This window comes from Fimbriimonadaceae bacterium (assembly GCA_019638795.1).
GTDB lineage: Bacteria > Armatimonadota > Fimbriimonadia > Fimbriimonadales > Fimbriimonadaceae > JAHBTB01.
The window spans coordinates 1-26,999 of record JAHBTB010000015.1 but is presented as its reverse complement, the minus strand read 5'-3'; the positions used below and the strand labels follow the sequence as shown (position 1 = coordinate 26,999).

The window sequence follows — 26,999 nt, the reverse complement described above, 5'->3', positions numbered from 1 at the left end:
GTGACCGTCCTTTTCGCGTCCCTGCTCTTGGCGGGGGTCGCCCCAGCTTGGAGCGTCAACCCCAACCACGCCCTGATGTGGGACGACAAGCCGTACGTGCCCGTCGGGGTGCGGATATCCGGCGATCCTGACCGCATCACCAAGGGCTTGGCGGCGGGTGTCCATGACTTTATCGTCGACCTTCCCGCCGACGGCACGGGATGGGACGAGGCCGTCGGTACCCTTGAAAAGGGCAAGGCCCGCTATGTCATTTCGGTGGGGACGCCGTCACCCCGTGCCCAGGTGTTTGCCGTCGAACCGGACGAGTACCGGGTGCCCAACATCGAGGGACCCTACCACTTCGATTTCGCCATCCCCGACGCCGACCGCGCCTTGGTCATCATGGTCCAACAGACGTCGGCGGCGGTCCGGTGGCGCAAGACCATGCCTGTGGTCAACGGCCGGCTGAAGATTGACGACGACCGGGGGCCAGGCGCCGCTTGCGTCCTCCTGATCTATCCGTACATGAAGCGGTCGGAGGTCACCGACTTCTGGGAGCCGTTCGACGGCCATCGCGACATGATCCTCGCGACGCTAGGCAAGTTCAAGGCCGGCCCCGGCCTGCGGGGTCTGCTCAACCCCCTGGGGAAAGTCAAAGCGTTCGTCCCTGAACAACCGGAGTACGTGCCCCAGTCACCGATGTTCCAGGTCGAGCTTGAGGCCTTTCTCCGCAAGAACTATCCCAGCCCGACCGCCCTCGCCCGCGCCTGGTCCATGAGCTTTAACGGCTTGACCGAGTTCAGCGAGTTTGCCAAGCTGCTTCCCCTGTGGAACAGCAAGCGTGGCCTTCCGATGGTCTACGACCCGGCCAATGACCGGCTCTACAGCGTCGAGACCCCTCGGTCCCGCATGTGGAGCGACCTGCGCCAGGTGATGGAGGCCAGCGCAAACCGGCGCTACCGGAACCTGGTCGACGCTGTCCAGCAGGCGGTCGGCGTGCCCGTCATCGAGGAGTGGCGCGGATGGGGCGGCCCTTACGAGGGCGACGTCCCCACCGCCGGTGTCGGTGCCGTGTTGAGTTCGCCGCGCATCGCACCGCTCATGGGCGAGGCAAGCCGCCCAGCCAGCACCGTCCTGCGCAGCCCGGGCCGCTTTGGGTGGGGAACGGACATAAAACTCAGCTCTGACGCGACTTCTGCCTCACCTGGGGACACCCTTGAACTTTTGGAGAGCATCGGCCTGCGCGGTTTCTTCTTCCGCTGTGACAGCGACGCCCAGGTCAAGGCGGTGGCCGCGCTTGCCGAAAAGCATGACGCTGAGTCGGCCCAGTGGAAGCCGAACGCCCTCTACTTTCCCGAAGCGGCCAACGACCCGGCCGCGCCCGGTCGTCTCGGTAGCGGCCTCTGGTGGCTGCCCGCCCCGATCCCGGGCCAACGGCTTGACCTTGGCCCCAATCTCGACGGCTATCTCTTCACCGACTCCGCCGGGCCCGCCATGGCGGTCTGGTCCCCGGGAGGTACCAGAAAGGTCGTGTTCAAGCTCAACAACCCCGACAAGGTGAGCTTCATGTCCACCGACAACGCCTTTGTGACCACCAAGGTCAAAAAGCAACTTCTGGAAGTCGACCTTGGGCCGGCTCCCGTCATTGTCCGGGGCTACGACGCGATGCCGGTGCCGATGGAGGACTACACCCAGTCGCTCCTCGACGTCCGCGCGGCGATCGACAACTTTCCCCGGATCGCCGACACGGAAGGCGACTCGATGTACAAGATCAAGAACATCATGGACGGCTTTGACCGAAACCCTGAGGCGTCCTACCGGCTGCTCAAGGAACTCCAGCGCGAGAAGGCCGTCCGCATCGCGCCTTACATGTGGATCGAGGCGGAGAAGACACCTGACCTGCTGTACGCCAGCAGGGGGCCACGGGCCGGTGCAAGCGAGGGAACGGTGCTCCTCTTAGGAGACATGCTGGGCCTCGGGGGCAGGACGTCCGTTTCCTATAACCTTCGTCCCCGGCAAGCGGGCAACCACGAAGTCTGGGTCACGGCGGCAATCAAGCCAGAAGACCGTGGTGCGGTCACCGTCCGCGTCGGGTCGAAGTCGTTCACTCTGACTGCCACACCGCCAGTCAGCTTCTATGGCGACGGTCTTGGTTGGTACAAGGTGGGTGAGATTGAACTCAACGGACCCGAGACACTGATGCTTTCGACGAACCAACCCGGTGTCAGGGCCGCCGTCGATGTCGTGATGCTCTCACCCGCACCGTTCGTGCCCAAGGGGCCGCGGCCACCGCTTGAGTTCCTGAAGGCCCTGCAGCAGGCGCCTAAGCCTCCGGGGGCTTCTCGAGGAAGGGGTTCGGGCGGCGCTTAGCCGCCTCGTCCCACTCCTTCGTCTGGGTCGCATACAGGCTTTCCGGATAGAGGTCGACCTTGCCATAGACGCAAGAGTCCAGCCCGAGGCGTACCGCCCACCCGGCGTCACCGTAACTGTAGTGCCACCATTCGTCGCGGCAGTTGCTGAACCCCACCCCCATCATCGCGTCGTACAAGACAAACCGGTTGGCCTCGGCCTCTGGTGACAGGCCGAAGGTGAACGTCGGGGCGCCCCGTAGCCTGGCGAACGGCGAAACCACATCGACGATGCGGTTGTCCGCGTCAAGGAGGTTGACGTCCACCGCCGCGCCGGTGCAGTGGCCAGGCGGGGCCTTCTGGTCGACCGGAGCGACAAACCGGCAGACCATGCGGCGGGCTGTCGCATAGGAGACCCCCGGCCGGGCCTCGTGGAGGGCTTTCCACATCCAGTCGTAAATCTTCACCTGGCGGTCGAAGGGTCGCCAAGCGTCGATGACCCCCAGTTTCAGACCCACCGGCAACGACCGGGCCGCCTGTTCCAACATCCCCGCGACCGTCTGCCGGAGATAGGGGATGACGCTCGGCCGCATGATGTGGACGCTGGGCGCGGCCTCTGCCAAGGCGACCAGAGGCTCGCCGTTGTCAGACTCGCGCACGAGGTTCAGCGCCCGGATCGGTTCGGGCCTTCCCTTTGTCCTGTCCCAGCTCATCGGGCCGTCAGATTCCCACGAGGAACAAGAGGAACGCGGCGCCCGCGGCGGTGCGGACGGCGCGTTGGTCGACCTTGCCCTTCTTGTCGGGCACCTCGATCCGCATCCCTTTGCGCATGAGCAGGTCGCCCATGTATCCCCTGTCAATCTCGCCCACGTCAATGACACGGGGCTTCTCCTCGTCAGGGCCATATAGGCGGAGTTTGCTGGTGTCGGCGTCGCTGGTGACGCCACCGGCGGCCCGAAGGGCCTCGGTCAAGGTCATGCCTTCGGTGATCTCCACCTGGCCCGCATGTCGGACAAAGCCGTCGATCTTGACCACGAGCTTCTTGAGTTGCTTGTCCACGAGCAAGATGTCGCCCGGCTTGAGTTCGGTTTCCAGATCCTGCGGCAACTTCAGCTTGCGGTCGGCGTCCCCCACCCGGGTGAGCCGGACATAACCTGACTCCGCCTCGCTGGCAAAGCCTCCGGCCTTCGCCAAGAAGTCTTTGACCTTGAGGCCTTCGACCAAGTCATATTCACCCGGGTTGACGACTTGACCCTCCACCCGCACTTTCCCGATGACGCCGGCCGACTTGGAGATGAACGTGACCGTGTCACCGGGCGACAAGGCGATGTCGTTGGCCTTGGTCGCCGGGTCGTAGGCCGAAAAATCGACGACCCTGGTCTGGCCACCGGTGCTCGTGATGCTCACTCGCGCCAAATCGGCGTCTGCCCGCGGCTTCGCCGCCCTGAGCAGCTCACCAAGGCCAAGCCCTTCATGAAACGCAAGCTCGCCTTCGGCCTCACAGACGCCCCGGAACTTGACCGGTGCGAGCGTGGCGTTCGTCTTAGGCGACGCCCCGGCAAGGGCCACCGTCACGGTCGCCTTCTTCACGATCTTCTCGGAGACCAGCCGGTCGGCGATGGTCGTCGCGGCCTCTTCGGCGGTCAGGCCGGCGACCTTGACCGCACCAAGGAAGTTCACCAACACAAAGCCGTCGTTGGTGACCTTGTAGTCGCGGTTAAGGCTCGTCTCCTCATCACAGGTGATGTGGATCCGGTCGCCCGGCGCGATCTTGTCAGCGCGAGGCGCCGCCCACACGAGTGCCGCCAGCATCACGACAAACAGGAAAAGAACCTTGCGTATCATGGCCCTACAAAATCATGACGTCTGGACGGTGACAGGGGGACCGCCGAGTTTCCCCCATAGTCCCCATGGGCGACTAAACGCCGTCCGGACTATTGTCCGGACGGCGTGTATGTGATCCCTGCCGAGGTTACGGTCAGAACCGGTAGTGGCTGAACGCGCGGTTGGCGTCGGCCATCTTGTGGGTGTCTTCCTTCTTCTTGACCGCGTTGCCCGTGTTGTTGTAAGCGTCGACGAACTCGGCGGAGAGTTTGTCGATCATCGTCTTGCCCGGGCGGCGGCGCGAGAACGTCACCAACCAGCGCAAGGCCAGGGTCCGGCGCCGGTTCGGACGGACGTCCATGGGGACTTGGTAGGTTTGGCCACCGACCCGGCGAGGGCGGACCTCGACGCTCGGCATGATGTTGGCCAAGGCCTTCTCAAAGACTTCCAGAGGTTCGGTCTCCAGCTTGGCGGCGGCCTGTTCCAGAGACTTGTAGACGATGGTCTCGGACTTGCCCTTCTTGCCGTCGAGCATGAGGCGGTTGATAAAGCGTTGAAGAAGTTCGTTGCCGTGGACGGGGTCCGGGAGGACAACGCGGGGCGGGACTGGACCTTTGCGTGGCATCTCTTACTTCCCTGCCGTCTTCTTGGGCCTCTTGGCCCCGTATTTACTGCGGCTCTTCATGCGCTTAGAGACGCCGCCCGTCTGCTGGGTGCCGCGGACGATGTGGTAGCGGACGCCCGGCAGGTCTTTGACGCGTCCGCCGCGGACGAGGACGACCGAGTGCTCTTGCAGGTTGTGCCCTTCGCCCGGAATGTAGGCGGTCACCTCGATGCCGTTGACAAGCCGGACACGGGCGACCTTGCGGAGCGCGGAGTTCGGTTTCTTCGGCGTCACGGTGCGGACAATGGTGCACACCCCCCGTTTGAACGGGTTCTCCTTAAGCGCGGGCGACTTCGATTTGTTCGAAGACTGCTCCCGGCCTTTGCGGACAAGCTGGTTGACGGTCGGCATTCGTTCCTCAGGATCCTAACACTTACTTATCGGTTCGACTCTGCACCCTTCTTGGCCGCGGCCTTCAATTCAAAAGGCCCCTGGCTGCGCCATGGGCCCTTCCGTGCGGACGTTGGTTGCAATGGTCGAGTCGTCAATCATGCTGGTCGTCTGCTCGCAATGGCCGCCTGACAGGCAGTCAAAGTCACGGCACGGTCGCCCGGGCCGGAGTGGAAGTATAGGCTAACGCGGCCCGTGGCGTCAAGGTCCCGGGCCGGTCACGGCCGAAGGCACCCTGCTAAACTGCCGCCAGTGTCCGACGACATCCGCACCCAACGCCTCGCCAAGCTGGCCCGCCTGCGCGAACTGGGCCTCGACCCCTACGCGGTCGAGCGGTTCCCGTTCGAGCGGTCGGCCGACCGGCTCTTGGCCGAGTTCGACGCCCTCGCCCCCCAGTCGGAGGGAGAGCAGGCGACGAAACGCGTGCGGTTCGCCGGGCGCCTGGTCAGCCAACGGCTCATGGGCAAGGCGGCCTTCGCCCACATTTCCGACGGTGACGGACGCATCCAAGGCTACTTCAAGAAGGACGAACTCGGCGAACTCCTTTGGGAGGCGTTCGGACTCCTGGACATCGGCGACCACGTCGGGGTCGAGGGCTACCTTTTTGTCACCAAGACTGGCGAAAAGTCCATCCATGTGACTTCCCTGACCCCGCTCTCCAAGAGCCTGCACACGCTTCCCCTTGGCAAGGAGAAGGACGGCCAGCAGTGGTACGGCCTCAGCGACGTCGACCAGCGCTACCGCCACCGCAACCTGGACTTAGTTTGCAACCCGGCGGCACGCCGTCTCTTGCTCCTGCGGTCAAAGATCGTCCGCGCCGTCCGCGAGTATTTCGACGAGAAGGGCTTTGTCGAGGTAGAAACGCCCCTCCTCCAGCTTGAGGCCGGCGGCGCGGCGGCACGCCCCTTCCTCACCCACTACAACGCCTACGACATCGACGTCAAGCTGCGCATATCGCTGGAGCTCTATCTCAAGCGGATCATTTGCGGTGACGTGCCCAAAGTCTTCGAGATCGGCCGCGTCTTCCGAAACGAAGGGGTCAGCAACCGTCACAACCCCGAGTTCACCCTGCTTGAGTGGTATGAGGCGTACGCAAACCTCGAGGACATCATGGCCTTCGTCGAAGGTCTGATGGCCTTTGTCGCGAAGCAAGCCTTTGGCACTACTGTCGTCACGATGGAGCTCGCCTCGGGCGAGCCGCAAGACGAGGACTGTCCGGCGGAGACGGTCACGATGGACTTCGGGAAGCCGTGGCGCCGGGTGGACCTCATGGACGAGATCGAGCGGCACACTGGCCTTGGCCGCGCCGACTTGGCGACTCTCGAAGACGCCAAGGACGCCCTACGCCGTCGGGAGGTCATCAACCCTGTCACGGGCAAGCGCATCGACCCCGACGCCGAGCAGCACCTGGGAGGCCTCATCGAAAAGCTCCTCGAAGTCTTTGTCGAGCCCACCCTCGTCCAGCCGACCTTTGTCGTCGGCTACCCGCTCGAAACCTCGCCCTTGGCCAAGAAAGACCCCGCCAACCCCGGCATGACCCGCCGGTTTGAAGGCTACATCCGGGGCAAGGAACTCTGCAACGCCTTCAGCGAGATCAACGACCCGCTCGACCAGCGGGAGCGCTTCGAGATGCAGATGGACCACCGCGCCGGCGGCGACGACGAGGCCCACCCCATGGACGAGGAGTTCCTCTTCGCCCTCGAAAACGGTATGCCTCCCACCGGAGGCTGCGGCATCGGCATTGACCGCATGGTCATGCTCATGACCGGTGCCGAGCACCTGCGTGAGATCTTGCTCTTCCCGATGATGCGGCCCGTGGGCCACGACCAGCCCGAGGACTAGTCTCCTAGCTTGCGGCGGCGGCGTCCATTAACAGGGCCTGCAAGAGGTCGACCCGCAGGACGACTCCCAGCAACCGGTCGTCTTGCACGACCGGGAGCAAGGAGATCCCCCGCGACAGCATCAGGTGCAGGGCGTCGCTGATCTCGGTGGTCGGGCCTTCGCAAACGGGGTCGGGGGTCGCGAACCGTACGGCGGGCTCTCCCGACAGCACGAGCGCCCCACCTTGGTCGCCGACCGCACGGCACAAGTCACCCTCGGTCAACACATGGGTCGGCTTTCGGTCGTCGTCGACGACGACCAACGCGGGAAACTGGTAGACGTCCATCTTGTCGACGGCGTCACGGAAGGAACTCTCCCGGCCAAGTGTCGGTATGTGGGCGTGGAGGACCTCCCGCAGGGTCATGCGGGCGAGTCTAACCTACCAAAGGGGAGGAAAGGCGACCGCGTCCCGTTGGCGACGGAAGGAGTTGAGGATCTCGTACTCTGTCGGCTTCCAGCCGTCACGCACCTTCTCCATGGACACCTTGATGACGACGTGCTCTTTCATGCCGATACCGTTGTCCTCACTCGCGACGACATAGGCCTTGGCCTCCTTGTCATTGGCGCTGATCACCCGGTAATAGGCCAGGTCACCCTGGATCTCGGCGTCCTTCACGACCTTCTCGGCCGCCCGGTACATGTCCTTGCCCGCCGTGCGGGTCATCGCCTCAAGGTAGATGTAGGGTGCCGCCGCGGTCAACAGGCCAAAACTGACGACCCACACCCAGGCACGCCACTCGTCCTGCTTCTTCACGCTCCGGAACATGCTGACGACCAGGGTCAGCAGGCCGCCCACGCAAAAGCTGGCGAATAGGTACGCGATCAAGCCCAAGACGCTCATATGCCCAAGGGTTTGTTCCACGTTCCCGCGCAGAAATGGACAACGAGGGGCTTATACTCCAGTCATTGCGGGCTCGGCCCGGTGGAGAAAGACTGTGAAGCAACAACGGGGTTGGGGACACGCCGTCCTCGTCTGCGTGGCGTTTGTGTTGGTCGGGGCGGCCCTCGGTGCCTCGCTGGGCTATCGCGACGGCCAAAACAACCAGGACAAGTACGACTGGACGTACATCAACGGCGAAGGTTATCCCCAGGAGGTGACCGGGGCGATCAGCCTGGGCACAGTCGGAACCCTGGCCGGCCTAGCTTTGGGCGTGGTGTACTTGGTGGGATTTGGCCTGGTACGCGGCAAGCGTGCCCGCCGTGCCGCCGACGAGGTCGCCGCCGAACCACCGGCGACCGGCTGACGTCGCCCTCGACCCACGGGACCAATGAAACGAACGAGCGCATAGGAACGTTATAATGAGTGAGGCACATTACTTGAGCCTCATAGACTCATATGCGTTTTGACAAACTCACGATCAAGGCCCAGGAGGCCTTTCAAGCGGCCCAAGAGACGGCCGTGCGGTTCCAGCACCAGGCCATCGAACCCGAGCATCTGCTCGTCGCCATGCTGGAGCAACCCGGCCTTGCCCGGTCCCTCGTCGAAAAAGCCGGGGCACGGGCGGAAGACATCGTGGGCCAGCTGACCGACGAGACGGGCCGTCAGGCCAAGGTCAGCGGCGCGGCTACCTACGGCACCAATATCGGCAGCCGCCTGACCACCCTATTCAACAACGCATTCTCCCTTGCCGACAAGCTCCAAGACGAGTTCGTCAGCACAGAACATTTTCTCCTCGCCGCGCTCGACGACACCGGCCCGACCGGCCGCACCCTGAAGGCGGCGGGCCTGACCAAGGACGCCCTGGAGGCCGCCGTGTTTGAGGTGCGCGCCGGACGCAAGGTCACGGACCCCAACTCCGAAAGTAACTTCCAGGCGCTGGAGAAGTACGGGATCGACTTGACGGCCCGGGCCCGCCAGGGCAAGCTCGACCCGGTCATCGGGCGCAACGAGGAGATCCGCCGCGCTGTCCAGGTGCTCAGCCGGCGGACCAAGAACAACCCGGTCCTGATCGGCGAACCCGGCGTGGGCAAGACGGCGGTCGTCGAGGGCCTTGCCCAGCGCATCGTGGCGGGGGACGTCCCCGAGGGCCTGCGCAACAAGAGCGTGGTCGCCCTCGACATGGGCGCCCTTGTCGCCGGGGCCAAGTTTCGTGGTGAGTTTGAAGAACGGCTGAAGGCCGTCCTTGACGAGATCAAGCAGGCCGAGGGCCAGATCATCCTCTTCATCGACGAGATGCACACATTGGTCGGCGCAGGGCGCGCCGAGGGGAGCATGGACGCGGCCAACATGCTGAAACCGATGCTCGCCCGAGGTGAGCTCCGCTGCATCGGCGCGACGACTCTGAATGAGTACCGCCAGTACATTGAGAAGGACAAGGCTCTCGAACGCCGCTTCCAGACCGTCCTCGTCGGTGAACCCAGCGTCGAAGAGACGATCTCCATCCTGCGCGGCCTTAAGGAACGCTACGAGATCCACCATGGGGTGCGGATCACCGACAGCGCGTTGGTCGCGGCGGCCACCCTGAGCAACCGCTACATCACCGAGCGCAAGCTGCCTGACAAGGCGATCGACCTCGTCGATGAGGCGGCGAGCCGCCTCAAGATCGAGATTGACAGCGTCCCCCAAGAGCTTGACGTCATCGAACGACAGATGCGCCAGCTGGAAATCGACCGCGAGGCGCTCAAGAAGGAGACGGACCAAGCCAGCCAGGAACGGCTTCAGGTGACCGAACGCAGGCTTGCCGAGGCGAAGGAGCAAGCTGACTCTCTCCGCGCCCAGTGGTCACGTGAGAAGGACAAGATCGAAGAAGTCCGCGCCCTCAAGGAGCAAATCGAGACCTCACGACTGGAACTCCAGGCCGCCGAGCGAGACCTCGACTGGACGAAGGCGGCCGAGCTCATGCACGGCCGGATCCCCCACCTTGAGAAGGCGCTCGCCGAGACCCAGGAGGCGATGGAGGGTGAGTCTGGAGCGTCGCCAATGATGAAGCTTCAGGTCGAGGCCGACGACGTCGCCGAGATCGTCAGCAAGTGGACCGGGATCCCCGTCAACAAGATGATGCAGGGCGAAATGGCCAAGCTCGTCCGGTTGGAAGAGCAACTCGGCCGCCGGGTGATCGGCCAAGACGAGGCACTGCGACTGCTCGCCGACGCCATCCGACGAAGTCGGGCCGGTATCGGCGACCCTAACCGTCCGGTCGGGTCGTTCCTCTTTCTGGGCCCCACCGGTGTCGGTAAGACCGAGACGGCCAAGGCCCTTGCCGAGGTGCTCTTCAACGACGAAAAGTCCATGGTGCGGATCGACATGAGCGAGTACGGCGAACGGCACACTGTCGCCCGTCTCATCGGGGCGCCTCCGGGCTACGTCGGCTACGAGGAAGGGGGCCAGCTCACCGAGCAAGTGCGGCGTCGACCCTATTCAGTCGTGCTCCTCGACGAGGTCGAGAAGGCACATCCCGAGGTGTTCAACGTGCTCCTCCAACTGCTGGACGACGGCCGGCTGACCGACAGCCAAGGCCATACCGTGGACTTCAAGAACACGGTCGTCATCCTCACCAGCAACATCGGCAGCCACTACTACAGTGAAGGGCCGCTGGACGAGGAGAACTTCGAAGAGGTCCAGAAGAAGGTGACGGCCGAACTCCGCCACCACTTCCGGCCCGAGTTCATCAACCGGCTCGACGACATCGTCGTGTTCCGTGCCCTGGGTGTCACTCAGATCAAGGAGATCGTCCGGATCCAGATCGCCCACCTTGCCGAACGGCTGGCCGACCGTCGCGTGACTCTGGAAGTCACCGAGGCAGCCCTGACCGAACTCGCTGCGATCGGGTTCGACCCGGTCTTCGGTGCCAGACCCCTCAAACGGGCCGTCCAAAAGGAGGTCATGAACCCCCTCGCCATGGCCCTCTTGGAGGGCAAGGTGTCCGACGACCAGACCGTCGTCGTGGACTTCGCCGACGGCCGGTTCTCCTTTGAGCCAGCCAAAGTGACGTCCTGACAGGCCGACGGGCCCCCGCCACCAAAGGCGGGGGCCCGTCAATCGGCCGGTTCCGTGATTACTTGCGGTTGCGGCGTCGGGCGACCGCAGCCAGCCCGAGACCGAGGACGGCCATCGTGGCCGGCTCGGGGACCGAATTGACCGGTGCGCTGAAATTGGTGATCGTCAGCATCGGCCCACCGAAGAACCCGTCGAACGAATAGACGTTGAAGCCGATCAACTGGCCGGCGGTGACGGCGACGTCGACATGGCCTGAATCACCGTCTGTGTCCGACAGCAGGGTGAAATTACCCAGGGAGTCGACGACATAGTAGCCACCGTCGAAACCAGGGTCGTCGTCGCAGTTGTAGAGCCAGTCAAAGCTGAAGTTGCCGTCGGCCTCCGCATTGATCCAGTAGTAGTCGTCGCCTCCGGTGTCGGACTCGTCCCCAAGCAGGACAAGGGTGTCCGCGTCCGCCGACACGACGTGACCGTCGCCGCCAGCCAACTGCTCAAATGTCCAGTTGGCATGGTCGTAGTATCCGGTGAAGTTGGCCGATGCGACGGCCGACCCAGCCAGGGTCAACACTGAAAGGGCAAGAACGAGAGAAGTTCGGTTCATGTGAAATGTCTCCTTGCGTATCGAGAATCAGGCGGCCTCACAAATCTGCACCGCACTGAACCATAAAATTATCACATTCTTGCTACCAGGGAGCAAAAATACCGGCGAATCGCTACAATCCTGGTGTAAATGCGGGTCATGCGGCCCCGCAAGCACGTGGCCCGCACAGTCGCGACAAATCACGACGAGACGGTTCAAACGTTGGCCAATGCCTGGTCTAAGTCCGCACAGAGGTCGGCGGCGTCTTCGATGCCCACACTGACGCGGACCAGGTTGTCGGTGATGCCTACCGCTTCCCTCACCTCCTTGGGCATTTCGAAATGGGTCATCGTGGCGGGTTGCTCGACCAGACTCTCGACCCCACCCAAAGAAACCGCCAGCGTGAACAGCTTTGTCGAGGTCAGGAACCGCTTCGTCGCCTCGACGTCGCCCTTCACCCGGAACGAGAGCATCCCCCCGAATCCGGTCATCTGGCGCTTGGCCAGGTCGTGGTGGGGATGGACCGGTAAGCCGGGGTAGAGGACGCTGTCGACCTTGGGATGGGACTGGAGCCACTCAGCGACGTGCTGGGCGTTGGATGCGTGCTGCCGCATGCGGACGCCCATGGTCTTCATGCCACGGATCGCAAGAAAGCAGTCGAAGGGCGACGGAGTCGGGCCTACCGCGTTTTGCAGATACTTCAGCCGTGTGTACGCCTCGTCGTCGTTCGTCATGACCGCCCCCATGATCACGTCGCTGTGCCCGTTGATGTACTTGGTCATCGAATGCATGACGAAATCGACGCCCAACGACAGCGGCTTCTGGAAGTACGGGCTCATAAAGGTGTTGTCCATGGCCGTCCAGATCCCCTTCTCCTTCGCAACCCTCACCACCATGCCGACATCCACCAGGTTCAACAGGGGGTTGGTCGGAGACTCGACCCAAATCAACTTCGTGTTCGGCTTGATCGACGCGCGGAGGACTTCTTCGTCTGCGATGTTGACGAAATCAAAATCGACGCCCCGGTACTTGACGACGTCTTCGAGATAGCGGTACGTGCCGCCGTAAAGGTCGTCGCTGGTCAGGACATGGTCGCCGGCTTTAAGGAGGCCGAAAACGCAGTCAATGGCGGCCATGCCCGAACTGAACGCCAGACCGTACTTTGCCCCCTCGCTGGCCGCGAGCATCGACTGCAACACCGTGCGTGTGGGGTTGTCGGTCCGCGTGTAGTCGTACTGGCCGTATACGCCAGGCGAGGACTGGCTGAACGTGCTCGACTGGAAGATCGGAGGAGTGACCGACCCATGTTCCGGGTCAGGGCGGGAACCCAGCCACACAAGCTGGGTGTCGATACAGTAGTCTGGCATAGCGTCAGTAGAATTCCATACAAACGACGGGCGATGCTGGCATCCATGCCTTCAATTCGTCGGCATGTGACGTCTCTATCGCTAAATCTCCTTCGATCATGAGGTCTTCGAGGCTTGGCTCGCCGAACAGGGCTTGGGCCCAGGCGCTGACCGGGCCGCTCGCATTCGTTTCTGCGTCGGTCCGTCTCGGCGAGGGACCGCAGGCCCACCGACCGTTGTTTTCGGCGATCCATGGGTCGTCTACTTCGACGACAAGCCCTTCGCCGCCGGGGATCTTTGCCACCAGACCCGGCCAGTCCAGCACCCGGGCCATGGTCGGCCGGTGGACGGAGACTTCCGTCCCGTGGTCAATGTGGCGGGCCAGGTAGGGAGACCGGGGCGGTTCGTTCCAAATGACGTGGGTCTGGTTGTTGGCCATCCCCCGGACCACGGCCAGGGCGGCGTTGTAACCACGTCGCGTGGACCAGGCGAACTCGCCGATCTCCAACTCGTTCCAAAAGCCTTGGGGACGCGCCCAAAAGTACGCCTCCACCGGGTCGCCGACCGCATAGATGAACGGCGGCTTCTTCCCCAGACGGTCCTTCCAATCGACCGCGTCGCGCCGGGACGACCCGGAGAAGGTCTCGATGAACTGGCGGTGGCAGGGGCCGAGCACCGTTTCGGCGTCCTCGGGGCGGACCTGCCTTGCCGTCAAGACAGACTCGGTCTTGGGCATGCGCGTCGCCGGCACCTTGATGCGCCACCGCCAGCCACAAGCCGCATAGCCCACCTTGCGATAGAACGAGTCCCGGTAAGCGTAGAGCATGCTCACGTCGAACCCGGCCGACCGGGCCTCGAGGAGCAACTGGTGCATGCAGTGTTGGGCCAAACCCGAGTTCCGGTGCTCGACCAAAGTCGCCACCGCGGCCACCCCCGCGCATTTGAGGGTGAACGGCCAGGGCCGTCGGACGATCTGGTACGTGTGGACCTGGGCCGCCCAGGCCGGGGTGTCGTCACAGTAGCCGATCCAGAAGCTGGTGCCCTCGCCGGGCGGGTCAAGGGCCTCACTCGTGTCGCCGTCACCGTAAACGTGCGCCCAAATGTGGTTGAGGGCATCGTAGTGCCGCTCGTCGGCGAGGTGCATCGACAACCGGGGCATGGCGGCCCGCAGTTTACAGAGGCAGTGCCGTCCCTTGCTTGTTCACCGCCAAAACGAAGCAACTGTTGATCTTGCCCACCGCCTTGATCGAGCTGATGTGGGTGGTCACGATGCGCTCATAGTCGCGCATGTCGTGGGCCACGACCTTGAGCATGAAGTCGTACTCGCCGCTGATGTGGAGGACCTCCAGAATCTCCGGCACCGCCCGGGTGGCGTTGCGGAACTGCTCGATCGACCCCTCCTGGTGCAAGGAAAGGCTCACCATCGCCACGACAAGCAACTGGTAGTTGAGGGCCTCCGGGCTGAGCTCGGCGTAGTATCCCTTGATGTAGCCCGCCTCCTCGAGCTTGCGCACACGCTGGAGCATCGACGGCGGCGACAGGCCGATCTTTCGGGCGAGGTCGGCGTTCGTCATACGCCCGTCGGCTTGCAGCAACCGAAGAATCTTAACGTCTGCCTCGTCGAGCTTGTCCTTCATGAGTGAGAGGGTTCCATTAAACCCGAATCTATGTTAATGATGGGGGTGGGTCGCCGCCTGGGGTTAAATGACCGATATCTGGAACAAATCCAGGACACATCCTCGTATTGAGAGTCATCAAGATGTCCCGCCTCCTCTTCTTGGTCTCGTTTTTGATCCTTGCCGCAGGCGGTTACCTCGCGTGGTCGACCGTCCAGACGACGAAGGTAGAGGACACGAAGGTGACGGCCAAGGCGGCCTTCGTTCAGGAGGACTGGGGACGGGCGGCCCGCGGTTACGAGGCGATGACGCGGTTGCGGCCCAAAGACGCCGAGTCGGTCTTTCTCCTAGCCTTCTCCCATCATAAGTTGGGCCGCTACGAAGACGCCCTCGTCGGCTTCTGGCAGGCCCTCAAGCTCGGTTACAACGAGTCGCTTTGCCTTTATGACGTCGCATGCGCCGAGGCGCGGCTGGGCCGCAAAGCCGACGCCATGGAGCACCTCGTCCAGGCCGTCGACAAGGGCTTCAAGAGTGTCACTTTCCTTGACCAGGACGAAGACCTTGCCATCCTTCGTGGCGAACCGGCGTACAAGGCCCTTTTGGCAAAGATGAAGGGCGACGAAGAAGCGGCCAAGGCCAAGGGTGGGGCACTCATGGCGGCTCCCCCCGTCAAGCTTCGCCAGACGCCATAGAAGCTGTCGACCGATCCCCCACAAAATATGCCAGGATGAGGTCATGGACGACCTGACCAGGCGCCAATTCCTGGGCCGCACGGCAGCAGCCGCCGCCGGGGCGGCGATGGGGCGGATATCGATGGGCGTGACTGACGAAAAGATCATTCTGGGCAAGGGTTCCCACAAGTACGAGTGCATCCATGACTGGCTGACCCCGCCGGAAGGAATGGTCTTCGGCAACACCCATGGGTTGGCCCAAGACTCGGCGGGACGGATCTACCTCTGCCACACCGTCAATAAGGAGAGCAGGATCCGCGACGGCGTGTGCGTCTACACCGCCGACGGACAGTTCATCACCTCTTGGGGCGGCCGGTTCGACGGCGGGTCACACGGCCTGGCCCTGCGTAAGGAACCTGAAGGCGAGTTTCTCTACCATTGCGACACCCACAAGCGCGAGGTCGTCAAGACCACGCTTGACGGTGTCCAGGTCTGGGCTTTTGGAACGCCGAAGGAGCCCGGAGTCTACGATGACAAGCATGCCTTCGTTCCGACCAACGTCGCCTTCTTGCCCAACGGAGACTTCTGCGTCGGCGACGGTTATGGGTCCAGCTACCTTCATTTCTATGACCGGAACGGTCACTGGAAGAAGACCTTTGGGGGGCTCGGGGACGAACCGGGCAAAGTCAACTGTCCGCATGGCCTGTGGCTCGACGACCGGTTCGGGACGCCTGTCCTTGCCGTCGCCGACCGCGCGAACCACCGGATGCAGTACTTCGACCTTGACGGGCAGCACATCAAGTTCGTGACCGACGGGCTCCGTCTACCTTGCAATTTCGACATCCGTGGCAAGGAGGTGGTCTGCCCCGACCTTGACTCGGTCGTGACCATCTTGGACGAAGACAACAAAGTCGTCGTCCAACTGGGCGACGGACATCCCAGTAACTTGCGGGCCGAGCCGCGCTCCAAGTTCATCCCGGGCAAATTCATCAACCCACACCAGGCGATCTACCTGGCCAACGGTGACATTCTCGTCGCCGAATGGGTCGAGGTCGGGCGGGTGACGCTCCTCCGCCGGACCCGTTGATGGCCGACAATTAGTTGACCGGTCAAGAACTCCCCCGGCAATTTCACCAGGAAATCCTTGGGCCCAGTGTTTTTCTGGGCCTTCATATATTATGGTTATAGGCACCTTGCAGATTTGCTTGGTGAAAATGAGGTTCATGGAACCGACTGCGTCGGGTTTATGGATTGGAGTACGAAGAACGATGAAAAGACTAGCCCTCTTGACCACCCTTGCCGCCCTTGGCGCATTTGCTCACGCCCAGCTCTCCGGAAACCTGTATCTGGCCCAGGCCAATGACGGTGGCACCGGTATCGTCGACCAAGAGTTCGGCGACTTCCCTGACTATTCGACGGGTGCCGGCAACGTCGTCACGTTTGCCACCAGTGTCCAACTCGCCGACGTCCAGACGCGACTGACCGACAGCGGAACCTGGATCGCCGACGGTGTCAACAGCGGTCGCCTGACGATCTCCAAATTCGACGGCAGCGCCCCGTCGACCCAGCACACGCCCGGCGGCGCCAGCTCCGGAAGCGACATCGTTTATGACGGTGTCCTGAGTGCCACGATGACCAACGTCAGCGGCACCTTGTTCAACTTCGTCGGCGACGCCTCGTTGGTGCCGGTGATTGACGCCGGTACGTACTTTGTGACCTTCACCGGCATCGCCGACTTCGGCGCCCATGGCCAGGCGTTCCACATGGAGTCGTCCGACACCTCGGTTGACTCGTGGGCCCGCAACCCGGGTGGCTCCTTTGGCTTGTCGGGTGGCACAGACTGGTTCAAGACAAGTCTGCAATCTGGCTGGCCGACCCAGATCAGCCTGGGCATCAACGGTAAGGAAGCCGTGCCCGAGCCGGCGACCATGGCTGTCCTCGCCGCCGGCGCGGCCCTCTTGGCCCGCCGCCGCCGCAAGTAAGTCATTCCGGAGTGGAGACCAACGGCCCGCCTTGCCTGGCAAGGCGGGCCGTCATGTTAGGCGAACACACTGAAATTGGTCCCGGGATTAGCACTCCCGAGTGTAGACTGCCAATCGTCGTGGGCCGGCCATGCCCGCCCGAACCATGCCCCGCCCCGCCGGGGCCAAACGAGAACAAGAACATGAAGCTGCAACCCTTGCATGACCGCATCGTCGTCGAAGCGGCGGCTTTTGAAGAGAAGACCGCTGGCGGCATCCTCCTCCCCGATTCGGCCAAAGAGAAGCCGTTGCGCGGCACTGTCTTGGCCGTCGGCCCGGGCAAGACGCTGGACAGCGGCAAGACCGCCCCGGTCGACGTCAAGACGGGGGACACCGTCCTCTACGGCAAGTACAGCGGCACCGAAGTCACCGTCGACGGCAAGGACTACATCATCCTGCGCGCCGACGACGTTTTGGCCGTGCTGACCGAGGCGAAGGTGCCGGCAGGAGCCAAGAAGTAAGGTCATGGCCGCCAAGGACCTGAAGTTCGGCAACGACGCCCGCGCCCAGATCGAGCGCGGCGTCGACAAGCTGGCCAACGCCGTCAAGGTGACTCTCGGCCCCCGTGGACGCAACGTCGTCCTTGAGAAGAAGTTCGGTTCGCCGACCGTGATCAACGACGGCGTGACGATCGCCAAGGAGATCGAGGTCGAGGACCGCTTTGAAAACATGGGCGCCCAGCTCATCCGTGAGGTGAGCAGTAAGACCAACGACCTCGCGGGCGACGGCACGACCAGCGCCACCGTCTTGGCCCAGGCGATCTTCAAGGAAGGCGTCCGCAACGTGGCCGCCGGTAGCAACCCGCTCCAGATCAAAAAGGGTATCGAGACCGCCGTCGACGCCATCGTCGACGAGCTCAAGAAGCTCAGCACCCCGGTCAAGGGCAAGAAGGGCATGACCGAAGTCGCCACCATCAGCGCCAAAGACGCGGAGATCGGCGAGATGACCGCCCAGGTCATCGACACGGTCGGCAAGGACGGCGTGGTGACCGTTGAAGAGAGCAAGGGCACGGAGACGACGTTCGACATCGTCGACGGCCTGCAGTTCGACAAGGGCTACCTGTCGCCCTACTTCATCACCGACGCCACCCGGATGGAGGCCGTCTACGAGGACCCGATGATCCTCTTCTTCGAGAAGAAGATCGCCGCCGTCCAAGACCTCGTCCCCGTCCTGGAGAAGGTCGTCCGCTCCGGTCGCCCGTTCGTCATCGTCGCCGAAGACTTGGAGAACGAGTGCCTCGCGACCCTCGTCCTGAACCGCTTGCGGGCCAACCTCCCCGTTGTGGCCGTCAAGGCCCCGGGGTTCGGTGACCGCCGCAAGGCGATGATGGAAGACATGGCCATCCTCACCGGTGGCCAGTTCATCACCGAAGACCTCGGGCTCAAGCTGGAGAACGTCGGCCTCGACATGCTCGGCACCGCGAGCAAAGTCGTCATCACCAAGGACAACACCACGGTAGTCGGCGGCAAGGGCAAGAAGGACGCGATCACGGGCCGGATCAACCAGATCAAGCGGCAGATCGAGACGACCGACAGCAACTACGACAAGGAGAAGCTCCAAGAGCGCCTCGCCAAGTTGTCCGGCGGTGTCGCAGTCGTCAAGGTCGGCGCTGCCACCGAGACCGCGCTCAAGGAGCGCAAGGCACGCATCGAGGACGCCCTGGCGGCGACCCGGGCGGCCCTGGAAGAAGGCATCGTCCCAGGGGGCGGCTCTGCCCTCCTCCAGGCCGGCGCGGCCGGCCTCAAGGGCGTCAACCTCGAAGGTGACCAGGCGATTGGTCTGAACATCGTCAGGAAGGCCATCGAGGCCCCGCTCCGGACGATCGCTGAGAACGCCGGCGTCGAAGGCTCGGTCATCGTCGAGAAGGTGAAGACCGGTAAGAAGGGTGAAGGCTTCAACGCCGCCACCCTTGAGTTCGAAGACCTGATGAAGGCCGGCGTCGTCGATCCGACGAAGGTCGTCCGCGCATGCCTCCAGAACGCCGCTTCGATCTCGGCCCTGTTGCTGACGACCGAAGCAGCGATCGCCGAGACTCCGAAGGACGAAGACGAAGGTCACGCCCACTAAAGGCGTCGCCGTAGCAACAGGACGGCCCCCTACTGAGAAGTAGGGGGCCGTTTTCTTTGTCTGAGTTTGGACTCAGGCCTTCTTCTTCCGGCGGAGCGCCAGGGCTCCGAGACCCAAGACAGCCATGCTGGCCGGCTCGGGCACCGACTCCACGCTGACATTGTCGATGTGGGTGATGTGCCCCTGTTCGGAAACGAACGCCAGGTTGGTCGAGGCGTTACTGGCGACGAAATTGAAGGTGTACGGAGTTCGGACAGCCGGGGAGTCAATACCACTGACGATCAGGTTGCCGTCAATCTTCGCGCCGATCGAGCCGCCGTTTCCGGTGTAGACGTCGAACGTGACAAGGTACTGCTGGCCGACGACGGTGGCGAAAGACTGGTCGATGCCGCTGCCCGAGGTGTCCGTGATGCCGCTCAGGTCAAGTTCCTGGCTCGGAGCACTGAGATAGCCGACGCCGATACCGGCGACAGTACCGCCAAAGACATTCCAGCCGGTGAGCGTGGCAGGCGGGACGACGGCGAAGCTGCCGACCGGAAACGCATCGGCTTCAAAGTCGCCGTTCACGACGAGGTTCGCGTTGGCCTGGACAGCCAGAACCGACAAGGCCGCGGTGGTCAAGAGGATGTTGCGCAGACGCATACTATGAGTCAGGTCCATGCAATATGCGTGCCAAACCGGACTCGGGTCCTTACCTGATTTCAGGAGACCTTGAGACGGCGGAGCAGGTTGATCTGGCCCATGTGATAGCTCGCGTGGACCGCAATCTTGAGCAAGGTCGTGGTCGCCTTCTCTTCTGTGACTTCGACGTGCTTCTCGCCTGCGGCAAAAGCACGGGCTACCCGTAGCCCCTCGACAAACCGCTTGCGGAGACCTTCGTATTCCTCGGGCTCGGGGATCCGAAAGTCGTTGTTCCAGAGGTCGGGCCCCGCCGTCTTCACCCCGACAAGCGACTTCAGCCAGGCGTCCTGCCAGAGGACGGCATGGGCAAGGTTGGTGAGCGGCGAGTAAGGGCTCGCCGGATGCCTCTCTGCCGCAACCTCTCTCCGCATGCGAGCGAGACCCGTAGGCTTGGGGATTTCGTAGCCACCAAGGATATGGTCAAAGAGTTCGACGAGGGAAGGGTTTGCTATCTGCATTGGAGTTCAAGGAAATCCGGACTTCCCCTCCCCATCATAGAGGAGGGGAACTTCACGGACTCAGGGGAAGCTCATGTCCCCGTACAGGGTCTGGATGTAGTTGATCTGTCCGGTGTGGTACCGGGCGTTGTCAGCGAAGACGGTCAAGGCGTTGGACCGTGGCGTCGGCCCAGGGGTAAAGAACGTCTCGATCGGTTCGGCAAGTTGCTCGTCGGTCAAGCCAGCCAGCGCGGCGTTGGTCTTGGCGAGGCCCTCCTCAGCCACCTTCTTGCATGCGGCCACCGTGGTCAGGGCCGCCTTTTCCGCCATGAACTGCTCCATGACCTCGTCGGTCATCTCAAACTTGGGGGCACCAGGCATGAAGACCAGCGGCCACGTCGTGCTCAGGGCGACCTCGGCGGCGATATCGAGGACGGAGCGACCGTTGTCAAGAGGCTTCCAACCGGCCTTGTCGGCCGGCACCTTGTCCACGGCAGCGAAGAACTGAGCAGAAACGGAGTTGTTGTTGTCGATCAGATGTTGCTTCAGCGACATGCTCCCATGATACACCAACTAGGTGCTCATGCGTCTACTAGTTTCTCCAATTGACAGAAGTTTACAGAATCCATCCCCCGGGTGGGCCGTAGGTATTGTTTACATATGGTTGTCTTTGCTATACGGAGGTCGCGTGTCTTGGCGTGAAGGGTTCGCGCTGGGGCATGGCGTGGTGCGCGAGATCCACGACACGTTGCGGATCGACGACCAGCACGTCCTTGACGACGTCCATGGGTTCACCTGGTGGCCGGGCGACTTCTGCCAGACCATCAAGACCGACGAAGGAATTTTCCGCCAGTCCACCGTCACATACCGGGTGACCGCGGAGACCGACTTCCTGAAAGGGCGCGGGCACATGCGCGACCTTGCCCTCGCGCTGGAAGACGAGATGGACGACTGCTCGTTCAGCGGGCCGGTCTACGACCAAGCCACGGACACGTTCAAGTTGCACTGCTCCGTGTATCTTGCCGACGAAAACGTCGATTGGCTCCGGCGCACCGTCTTAGCGGCGACGGCCCTCCAGGTATACGACGCCCAATTGATGATCGACCGATTGGTCGAGAAGCTCCACGCGGTCAGAGCGGTCAGCGGCCACCCCACGGCCGGCATGCGCGAAGAGCCCCACCCGCTGCTCAAAAGTGCCCACAAGTTTTTCTGGCAGGCAGGCATGCATCCCAGCCGCTGGATCGACACCGAGGAGTGGCGCGAAGGAACGTGGGTGATGGAACGGGAGGCCGTCCAGTTTGAAAGTGACCGCAGTTCACGCCTAGAAGCAGAGTTTGAGTGGGGCTGCGGCGAAGGCAACATCCACGTGACCGCCCGCACCGACCAGCCGCACAGCTATCTGGGCAACGGGTTGCACATCACCATGACGGTCCCCTTGAAGCTCAGCACCGAGGCGATCGGCCATCTCGTCCTCGACCTCAACGGACTGGAGCGGACCGACTACAAGCGCTGTCACGTGCTCGGTTCCTGGTGCGCCCACGAGGGCAGGCTCGCCTTCCGCGTCTTCGTCCCCAACACGCTCTACACGCCCCAGGTCTTGCCCGACATGCTGGTCAGTGTGTCGACCCGTGCGATCTGGGTCAACGAGTGGTTCTTCCAAAAGAAGTGCGAGGCCGCCCATGCCGCCCCGCCCCCGGCACCGCCACCGGAATAGGTCAGCGCCGCTCGATGTAGACCCGGCCGGTGTGCCGCTCGCGCGGTCGACGGCGTAGGAAAGTCGCGACAAGCCCGCCCCCCGCGGCCACGACGAGGGACGTCGACAGCACCGCCCTCGCCAAGTCGACGTCGACCCCGCGCGACCGCCAAGTCACCGACCGCAGGGTGGCCTGGCACCCGGCACCCGTGCTTGCGTCACCGAAAAAGACGGAACCCGGCTTGAGATATCCGTCGGGCACACCGGCGACAAGGGACAAATCGCGGAGCGGCACACGCCCGATGCGCTGGCCGTCGACCAAGACGGCCGCCGACTGCCCGGCCTCCTCGATGGTGACCTCGTGCCGGCCCGAAGTCCGCAACTGGAGAGACTCGCCCTTGCCAGTCAGGGGATCGTCTCCGGCGAGCCAGGCTTCGCTCTCCCAAAGGTTCACGACGACCGACTTCCCCGCCTTGGTGGTCAGGGCGACGGACAGCCCGGCCCGGTGGCGTGACGCGTGGGACTCTTTGGCCAAATCGACGACCACGACGAGGTCCAACCCGTCTGGAGGGGCGCCGGCCTGACCCAAATCGACCCACCAACCGGACATTTCCCGCCGGTCCGCCATGGTGTCCAGGGTCGATGCCTCCGGCGACCGGCCTCCGACGGCGTGCCATCCCCAGACCGGGTCGACTGGGTCGGGGTTGACGGCCGCATCAAAGAGCTTGCCCGAGCTGGCCAGGCACAAGGCCGGGGCCGCGGTGGTCACCACGGCCCCGACAAACGCGAGGGGCGCGAAGGGTCTCAGGACACCAAGACCATGGAGACCTTCGCGGAGGTCGGCGGTAGTCCCTCTTGGAACACGACGTTTTCGTAGTTCGCCTCGTACTTCACTGGCGTCCCGTCGGCCTGGTCGATCCAGAACGTGCCCGTCGCCCCGAACGGCTTTTCAATCCCGGTCTCGGTGTAGGCGTAGGTCACCTTCCAGCACTTCTTACCCAGCACCACCTCTTCGCCGGCGGCGGTGAACTTGGCGGTGCTCGCCTCGGTGCCCTTCTTCTCGTCCTTCTTGAGCTCCTTGGTCCACGAGTCACCAACTTTCGCCTGGACGTCGGGGCGCCAGAAGAACCCCATGGCCTCGATACGCGGGTTCTGGGGCGGAACCTCCCCCGTGCCCGTGGTCTCCGTGCTCAGGACCTCGCCGGTCTTGAGGCTCCGGACTTGGATCGTCTTGACGTCGGACGGATCGGGGCCACCGGCCTGGGAAGGATCGGCTTCATTACCGTTGAAGGCCATCGTGAACTTCTCGATGCTGCCCTCGGTGGTCACCTTGTCCCCGTCGATCTTCGTCGTCTTGTTGACGTTGATCATGCTGACCTTGATGTCGCCGGTCTGACCACCCAGATCAAGCGACATGTTGACTTCCAGCTTGTACTTCTTGGTCTCGCCGACCTTGGGCTTCCAGGTCAAATCGACCTTGTCTTGGGTTGCGAGGGCCGGGCTGACAAGCAACCCCACGAGCAAAGCGACGCTAAACGCTCTCATGCCACGACTTTACGCTATCGGGCCCGTCAGGTTGCCATGGGGCCCGCCACCAACTGCGGCCAAGCCTCGGCAAAGGCGCGGAGGACCTTGCCCCGATGGCTGACCTCGTGCTTCTCTTCGGCAGTCAGGTCCGCCATCGTGCAACCCCGCTCGACCAGCCAAAAGATGGGGTCGTAACCAAAGCCGCCGGCCCCGCTCGGCTGCTGGGCGATCCGGCCCTCGCAGGTGGCCTCGAAGACCTCCGTCGGACGTCCATTTCGGGCCACTGCGACACAGCAACGGAACCGTGCCCCACGCTGGTCGTCGGGCACCCCATGAAGCCGCTCCAGAATCAAGGACATCTTTTCGGGAAACGGCGTGTCCTCGCCGGCGAACCGCTTGCTGTAGACGCCGAGCTCGCCAGGTAGGGCGTCGATCTCCAGTCCTGCGTCGTCGGCGACGCACCATTCGCCGGTGAAGTCCGCAGCACTTTCCGCCTTGATCACGGCGTTCTCAGCGTAGGTCGTCCCCGTCTCCTCGGGCTCCGGCGCCCCGGGGTAGGCGGCCAGCGTGACGACTTCAAGGTCGGGAAACCGCCCGCTCAGGATGGAGGTCATTTCGCCCGCCTTTTTGGCATTGTGGGTGGCGACGACAAGACGCAAACCTAGTGCCCCAGGACGGCTTCTTGCATGTCGGTGAGTTCGCTGATCCCCTTCTTTGCCAAGGCAAGCAACTTGCCTAGGGTCTCCGCACTGAACGGGTCGGCCTCGGCCGTTCCCTGGACCTCGACGAACTTGCCGCTCCCCGTCATGACGACGTTCATGTCGGTTTGGGCCTTGGAGTCCTCCTCGTAGCACAAGTCCAGGAGTTCGACCCCGTTCACGACGCCGACGCTGACGGCGGCGAGGGAGTCCTTGAGCACTTTCTTCTTCAGCATCCGTTGCTTGCTCATCCAGTCGAGGGCGTCGACCAAAGCGACGTACGACGCGGTGATCGCGGCAGTGCGGGTACCTCCGTCGGCGCGCAGGGCGTCGCAGTCCAGGGTGATGGTCCGCTCACCGAGGGCCTCCATGTCCACCACCGCCCGAAGGGCCCGCCCGATCAGGCGCTGGATCTCCATGGACCGGCCGTTGGGGCCGCGGTTGCCGTCCCTCTGGTTTCGTTGCCGACCGCTCCGGGGGAGCATGGCGTACTCAGCCGTCACCCACCCCTGCCCCTGGCCTTTCAGCCAAGGCGGGACTCGGTCGTCGACGGTGGCCGTCACCAGCATGTGGGTGTCACCCATCGTGATCAGGCAGGATCCTTCGGCAAACTTGGCGAAGCCTCGTTCCAGCTTCGTGGGCCGGAGTTCGTCGGGCTGTCGCCCGTCAATGCGCATGCGCCGATTCTACCGGTCGTGCCAAGGCGATGGCACAGGCCGAGGCGACGGCGGTGTCGACCCGCAAGACACGCGGCCCAAGCGAGACCGCACGGTCGCCGACCATTTCCACTTCCTTTGGAGCCCAGCCCCCCTCAGGGCCGATGACCAACGTCGCTGCCCCTCCCAGTGCCGGCCACTGGGCCGGGGCCGTCTCACTCTCGCTGAGGACGAGCGCGTCGGGCGTCTGGTCCAGCAGCTGCCGTAGAGACATCAGGACGGTGAACCCAGGGAGCATCGTACGGAACGAGACCTCAGCCGCCTCTCTCGCGATGGCCTCCAACCGGCTGAGGCGGCTGGCAAACTTGGCCGGGTCCCACCGGACGACGCTTCGTTCGGCGGGAAACAGGATGAAGTGCGCGGCACCCAGTTCGGTGGCCATACGGACGCTCTCTTCCAATTTGTCTGGTTTGGGCAGTCCTAGTGCGACGGTGACGCGTCGAGCCGCTTCGGTCTCGGGGAACAAGACCTCGGTCGGCACGACCTCTTTACCGTCGAGGGTGCACCTTATCAGTCGGCCGTCGCCGGGAAGAAGGGCTACCTCGTCCCCCGTCCCCAGTCGCAGGACGTGACGAAACTTGCGGGCCTCCGGCTCCGGGAGTTCGACCCGGGCCGGAAGATCCTTGGGCAGTTCAACGAACGCCCGAGGCAACGACCTCAGCGCCGGAACGACGCGGCCAGCCATTCGTTCTCCTGAATCGTGGTCTCCAAAGTGAAGCCTTGCCTTGTCGCGGCCTCGCGGACGGCAGGCCAGTTTGACTCGATGACTCCGCTCACCACCCAGTGCCCACCGGGACGAGTCCGTCGCGCCGCCTCGGGGGCAAGGGCCATGAGCGCGGCGCTGATGATGTTGCTCAGGACAAGGTCGTAGGTCGAGTCATTTGGCAAGGGGTCGAACCCCAACCCCTGACGGGCGTCGACGGTGACGCCGTTGCGTACGGCGTTCTCAAGAGTGGCGGTGACGCTGGGCGGGTCGACATCGACCGCGACGACGCTCTTTGCTCCCAGGAGCATCGCCGCCACCGACAGAACACCGCTCCCGCAGCCGATGTCGGCGACCGCCAGTCCCTGCGGCGACAGCGACTCAAGGATCTCTAGGCAGCCCCGGGTCGTGGGGTGGTCACCGGTGCCGAAGGCCTGGCCAGGGTCCAGGACGATGACGACGTCCCCGTCGCCCGCTTCATAGTCTTCCCAACTGGGGCGGACGACCAACCGCCGTCCGACGCGCCGGGGCCGGAAGAACTGCTTCCAAGATTCTGCCCAGTCCTCTTCGGGAACCAAACGGTCAGCCACACTGACGGCGCCAAAAGACTCCAGTTCGGCCCTTAGGGGCCCTAACTCGTCTTCCCGTCCCGGGGCAAGGTAGCCGCTGATCGTCGGCGGCGTGTCGGTCTGTACCGTCCCGTCGACACCGTGCCGGGTAAAGACCTCGGCCCACAGCGACCAGTCCTCCGGTTCGTCGGGCAGGGTCGCCCTTACCTCCGTCCAAGCCTTCATTTCTTCTTCTTGAACAGTCCGCCGAGGAAGCCGTCACTCTTCTGTCCCTTCGGGACCGGTTCGCCGCTGACTTCGGCGAACTCACGGAGCAAGGCTTCCTGCGCTTCGGTGAGTTTGGTGGGCACCACCACGTTGGTCTCGACGAGCATGTCGCCCCGGGTCCCTCCCTGGAGCCGGGGCAGGCCCTCATTGCGGACGCGGAGGACGTCGCCGGGTTGGGTGCCGGCTGGGACATTGATCTCAATCAGGCCGTCTAACCCTTCGATCTCCAAAGTGTCTCCCATCGCAGCCTGGGCAAACGTGAGATCGACGGCGGTGCGGAGGGTCTGGCCTTCCCGGTCGAACCGGCTGTCGTCCGAAACATGGACGACCACGTACAGGTCGCCCGTGTGCCCGCCTCCCAGTCCGTCGTTACCCTGCCCCGAA

General features: G+C 63.4%; 30 protein-coding genes. 10 read left to right on the top strand and 20 right to left on the bottom strand.

Annotation, left to right across the window (positions count from 1 at the left end; translation table 11 throughout):
• A complete protein-coding gene (locus KF857_12940) occupies window positions 1–2,349 on the top strand; it encodes a hypothetical protein (GenBank protein MBX3112898.1) in 2,349 nt (782 codons plus the stop codon).
• On the opposite strand, the gene KF857_12935 is transcribed toward KF857_12940, so the two are convergent.
• From KF857_12935 to rpsL, 4 genes are all read right to left on the bottom strand, one after another.
• On the bottom strand, window positions 2,303–3,040 hold the full coding sequence (locus KF857_12935) for a hypothetical protein (protein ID MBX3112897.1): 738 nt from the start codon (window positions 3,038–3,040) through the stop codon (window positions 2,303–2,305). The two genes, KF857_12940 and KF857_12935, sit on opposite strands and share 47 nt — an antisense overlap.
• 7 nt (window positions 3,041–3,047) lie before the next feature.
• A complete protein-coding gene (locus KF857_12930) occupies window positions 3,048–4,172 on the bottom strand; it encodes an SLBB domain-containing protein (protein ID MBX3112896.1) in 1,125 nt (374 codons plus the stop codon).
• Between the two features lie 133 nt (window positions 4,173–4,305).
• Window positions 4,306–4,776, bottom strand: a complete 471-nt coding sequence (gene rpsG, locus KF857_12925) for a 30S ribosomal protein S7 (protein ID MBX3112895.1) — start codon at window positions 4,774–4,776, stop codon at window positions 4,306–4,308.
• A 3-nt stretch (window positions 4,777–4,779) separates the two neighbouring features.
• The gene (gene rpsL, locus KF857_12920; protein ID MBX3112894.1) at window positions 4,780–5,166 is read right to left on the bottom strand and encodes a 30S ribosomal protein S12; all 387 of its coding nucleotides are present in this window, start codon (window positions 5,164–5,166) and stop codon (window positions 4,780–4,782) included.
• A 291-nt stretch (window positions 5,167–5,457) separates the two neighbouring features.
• Here rpsL and lysS point away from each other — a divergent pair, with 291 nt between their 5' ends.
• Window positions 5,458–7,047: a lysine--tRNA ligase gene (gene lysS, locus KF857_12915; protein ID MBX3112893.1), complete on the top strand. Its 1,590-nt coding sequence runs from the start codon at window positions 5,458–5,460 to the stop codon at window positions 7,045–7,047.
• 4 nt (window positions 7,048–7,051) lie between these two features.
• Here the strand turns inward: lysS and KF857_12910 are convergent, their stop codons facing one another.
• Together KF857_12910 and KF857_12905 are read right to left on the bottom strand one after the other, a co-directional pair.
• The gene (locus KF857_12910; GenBank protein MBX3112892.1) at window positions 7,052–7,450 is read right to left on the bottom strand and encodes a CBS domain-containing protein; all 399 of its coding nucleotides are present in this window, start codon (window positions 7,448–7,450) and stop codon (window positions 7,052–7,054) included.
• A 15-nt stretch (window positions 7,451–7,465) separates the two neighbouring features.
• Window positions 7,466–7,927, bottom strand: a complete 462-nt coding sequence (locus tag KF857_12905) for a hypothetical protein (GenBank protein ID MBX3112891.1) — start codon at window positions 7,925–7,927, stop codon at window positions 7,466–7,468.
• 94 nt (window positions 7,928–8,021) lie between these two features.
• Here KF857_12905 and KF857_12900 point away from each other — a divergent pair, with 94 nt between their 5' ends.
• Together KF857_12900 and clpB are read left to right on the top strand one after the other, a co-directional pair.
• A complete protein-coding gene (locus KF857_12900) occupies window positions 8,022–8,330 on the top strand; it encodes a hypothetical protein (GenBank protein MBX3112890.1) in 309 nt (102 codons plus the stop codon).
• 92 nt (window positions 8,331–8,422) lie between these two features.
• The gene (clpB, locus tag KF857_12895; GenBank protein ID MBX3112889.1) at window positions 8,423–11,023 is read left to right on the top strand and encodes an ATP-dependent chaperone ClpB; all 2,601 of its coding nucleotides are present in this window, start codon (window positions 8,423–8,425) and stop codon (window positions 11,021–11,023) included.
• A 58-nt stretch (window positions 11,024–11,081) separates the two neighbouring features.
• Here clpB and KF857_12890 read toward each other — a convergent pair whose 3' ends face one another.
• From KF857_12890 to KF857_12875, 4 genes are all read right to left on the bottom strand, one after another.
• Entirely contained in the window at window positions 11,082–11,624 is a 543-nt protein-coding gene (locus KF857_12890; GenBank protein MBX3112888.1) for a PEP-CTERM sorting domain-containing protein, read from the bottom strand.
• A 194-nt stretch (window positions 11,625–11,818) separates the two neighbouring features.
• A complete protein-coding gene (locus KF857_12885) occupies window positions 11,819–12,970 on the bottom strand; it encodes a PLP-dependent transferase (protein ID MBX3112887.1) in 1,152 nt (383 codons plus the stop codon).
• A 4-nt stretch (window positions 12,971–12,974) separates the two neighbouring features.
• The gene (locus KF857_12880) at window positions 12,975–14,108 is read right to left on the bottom strand and encodes a GNAT family N-acetyltransferase (protein MBX3112886.1); all 1,134 of its coding nucleotides are present in this window, start codon (window positions 14,106–14,108) and stop codon (window positions 12,975–12,977) included.
• 13 nt (window positions 14,109–14,121) lie between these two features.
• Window positions 14,122–14,586, bottom strand: coding sequence for an Lrp/AsnC family transcriptional regulator (locus KF857_12875; protein ID MBX3112885.1), 465 nt, complete (start codon window positions 14,584–14,586; stop codon window positions 14,122–14,124).
• Window positions 14,587–14,708: 122 nt separating this feature from the next.
• Between KF857_12875 and KF857_12870 the strand changes: the two genes are divergently transcribed.
• From KF857_12870 to groL, 5 genes are all read left to right on the top strand, one after another.
• On the top strand, window positions 14,709–15,257 hold the full coding sequence (locus KF857_12870; protein MBX3112884.1) for a hypothetical protein: 549 nt from the start codon (window positions 14,709–14,711) through the stop codon (window positions 15,255–15,257).
• Between the two features lie 43 nt (window positions 15,258–15,300).
• Window positions 15,301–16,323: a twin-arginine translocation signal domain-containing protein gene (locus tag KF857_12865; protein ID MBX3112883.1), complete on the top strand. Its 1,023-nt coding sequence runs from the start codon at window positions 15,301–15,303 to the stop codon at window positions 16,321–16,323.
• Window positions 16,324–16,504: 181 nt separating this feature from the next.
• Entirely contained in the window at window positions 16,505–17,218 is a 714-nt protein-coding gene (locus KF857_12860; protein ID MBX3112882.1) for a PEP-CTERM sorting domain-containing protein, read from the top strand.
• A 182-nt stretch (window positions 17,219–17,400) separates the two neighbouring features.
• Window positions 17,401–17,718 carry a co-chaperone GroES gene (groES, locus tag KF857_12855; GenBank protein ID MBX3112881.1) on the top strand — a complete coding sequence of 106 codons (318 nt, stop codon included), beginning with the start codon at window positions 17,401–17,403 and terminating at the stop codon, window positions 17,716–17,718.
• Window positions 17,719–17,722: 4 nt separating this feature from the next.
• Window positions 17,723–19,324 carry a chaperonin GroEL gene (gene groL, locus KF857_12850; protein MBX3112880.1) on the top strand — a complete coding sequence of 534 codons (1,602 nt, stop codon included), beginning with the start codon at window positions 17,723–17,725 and terminating at the stop codon, window positions 19,322–19,324.
• 72 nt (window positions 19,325–19,396) lie between these two features.
• Here the strand turns inward: groL and KF857_12845 are convergent, their stop codons facing one another.
• The 3 genes from KF857_12845 to KF857_12835 form a co-directional block, all read right to left on the bottom strand.
• Entirely contained in the window at window positions 19,397–19,966 is a 570-nt protein-coding gene (locus tag KF857_12845) for a DUF642 domain-containing protein (protein MBX3112879.1), read from the bottom strand.
• Between the two features lie 59 nt (window positions 19,967–20,025).
• Entirely contained in the window at window positions 20,026–20,376 is a 351-nt protein-coding gene (locus KF857_12840; GenBank protein MBX3112878.1) for a hypothetical protein, read from the bottom strand.
• Window positions 20,377–20,523: 147 nt separating this feature from the next.
• Complete coding sequence (locus KF857_12835) at window positions 20,524–20,997, bottom strand: hypothetical protein (GenBank protein MBX3112877.1); 474 nt, start codon at window positions 20,995–20,997, stop codon at window positions 20,524–20,526.
• 133 nt (window positions 20,998–21,130) lie between these two features.
• On the opposite strand from KF857_12835, the gene KF857_12830 reads away from it, so the two are divergent.
• Entirely contained in the window at window positions 21,131–22,156 is a 1,026-nt protein-coding gene (locus tag KF857_12830; GenBank protein ID MBX3112876.1) for a hypothetical protein, read from the top strand.
• Between the two features lies 1 nt (window position 22,157).
• Here the strand turns inward: KF857_12830 and KF857_12825 are convergent, their stop codons facing one another.
• The 7 genes from KF857_12825 to KF857_12795 form a co-directional block, all read right to left on the bottom strand.
• Window positions 22,158–22,907, bottom strand: a complete 750-nt coding sequence (locus tag KF857_12825; GenBank protein MBX3112875.1) for a hypothetical protein — start codon at window positions 22,905–22,907, stop codon at window positions 22,158–22,160.
• A 32-nt stretch (window positions 22,908–22,939) separates the two neighbouring features.
• Window positions 22,940–23,680 (bottom strand): hypothetical protein, encoded by a 741-nt coding sequence (locus KF857_12820; GenBank protein MBX3112874.1) that lies wholly within the window; start codon window positions 23,678–23,680, stop codon window positions 22,940–22,942.
• A gap of 26 nt (window positions 23,681–23,706) precedes the next feature.
• Window positions 23,707–24,276: an RdgB/HAM1 family non-canonical purine NTP pyrophosphatase gene (gene rdgB, locus KF857_12815; protein ID MBX3112873.1), complete on the bottom strand. Its 570-nt coding sequence runs from the start codon at window positions 24,274–24,276 to the stop codon at window positions 23,707–23,709.
• A 47-nt stretch (window positions 24,277–24,323) separates the two neighbouring features.
• On the bottom strand, window positions 24,324–25,037 hold the full coding sequence (rph, locus tag KF857_12810; protein MBX3112872.1) for a ribonuclease PH: 714 nt from the start codon (window positions 25,035–25,037) through the stop codon (window positions 24,324–24,326).
• Window positions 25,027–25,761: a 16S rRNA (uracil(1498)-N(3))-methyltransferase gene (locus tag KF857_12805; protein MBX3112871.1), complete on the bottom strand. Its 735-nt coding sequence runs from the start codon at window positions 25,759–25,761 to the stop codon at window positions 25,027–25,029. Before KF857_12805 ends, rph begins: the two co-directional genes overlap by 11 nt.
• Complete coding sequence (gene prmA / locus KF857_12800; protein ID MBX3112870.1) at window positions 25,734–26,573, bottom strand: 50S ribosomal protein L11 methyltransferase; 840 nt, start codon at window positions 26,571–26,573, stop codon at window positions 25,734–25,736. The genes KF857_12805 and prmA overlap by 28 nt, the downstream gene beginning before the upstream one ends.
• Window positions 26,570–26,999, bottom strand: a 430-nt coding sequence (locus tag KF857_12795) for a J domain-containing protein (protein ID MBX3112869.1), incomplete at its 5' end; no start/stop codon positions are given. The genes KF857_12795 and prmA, both read right to left, overlap by 4 nt.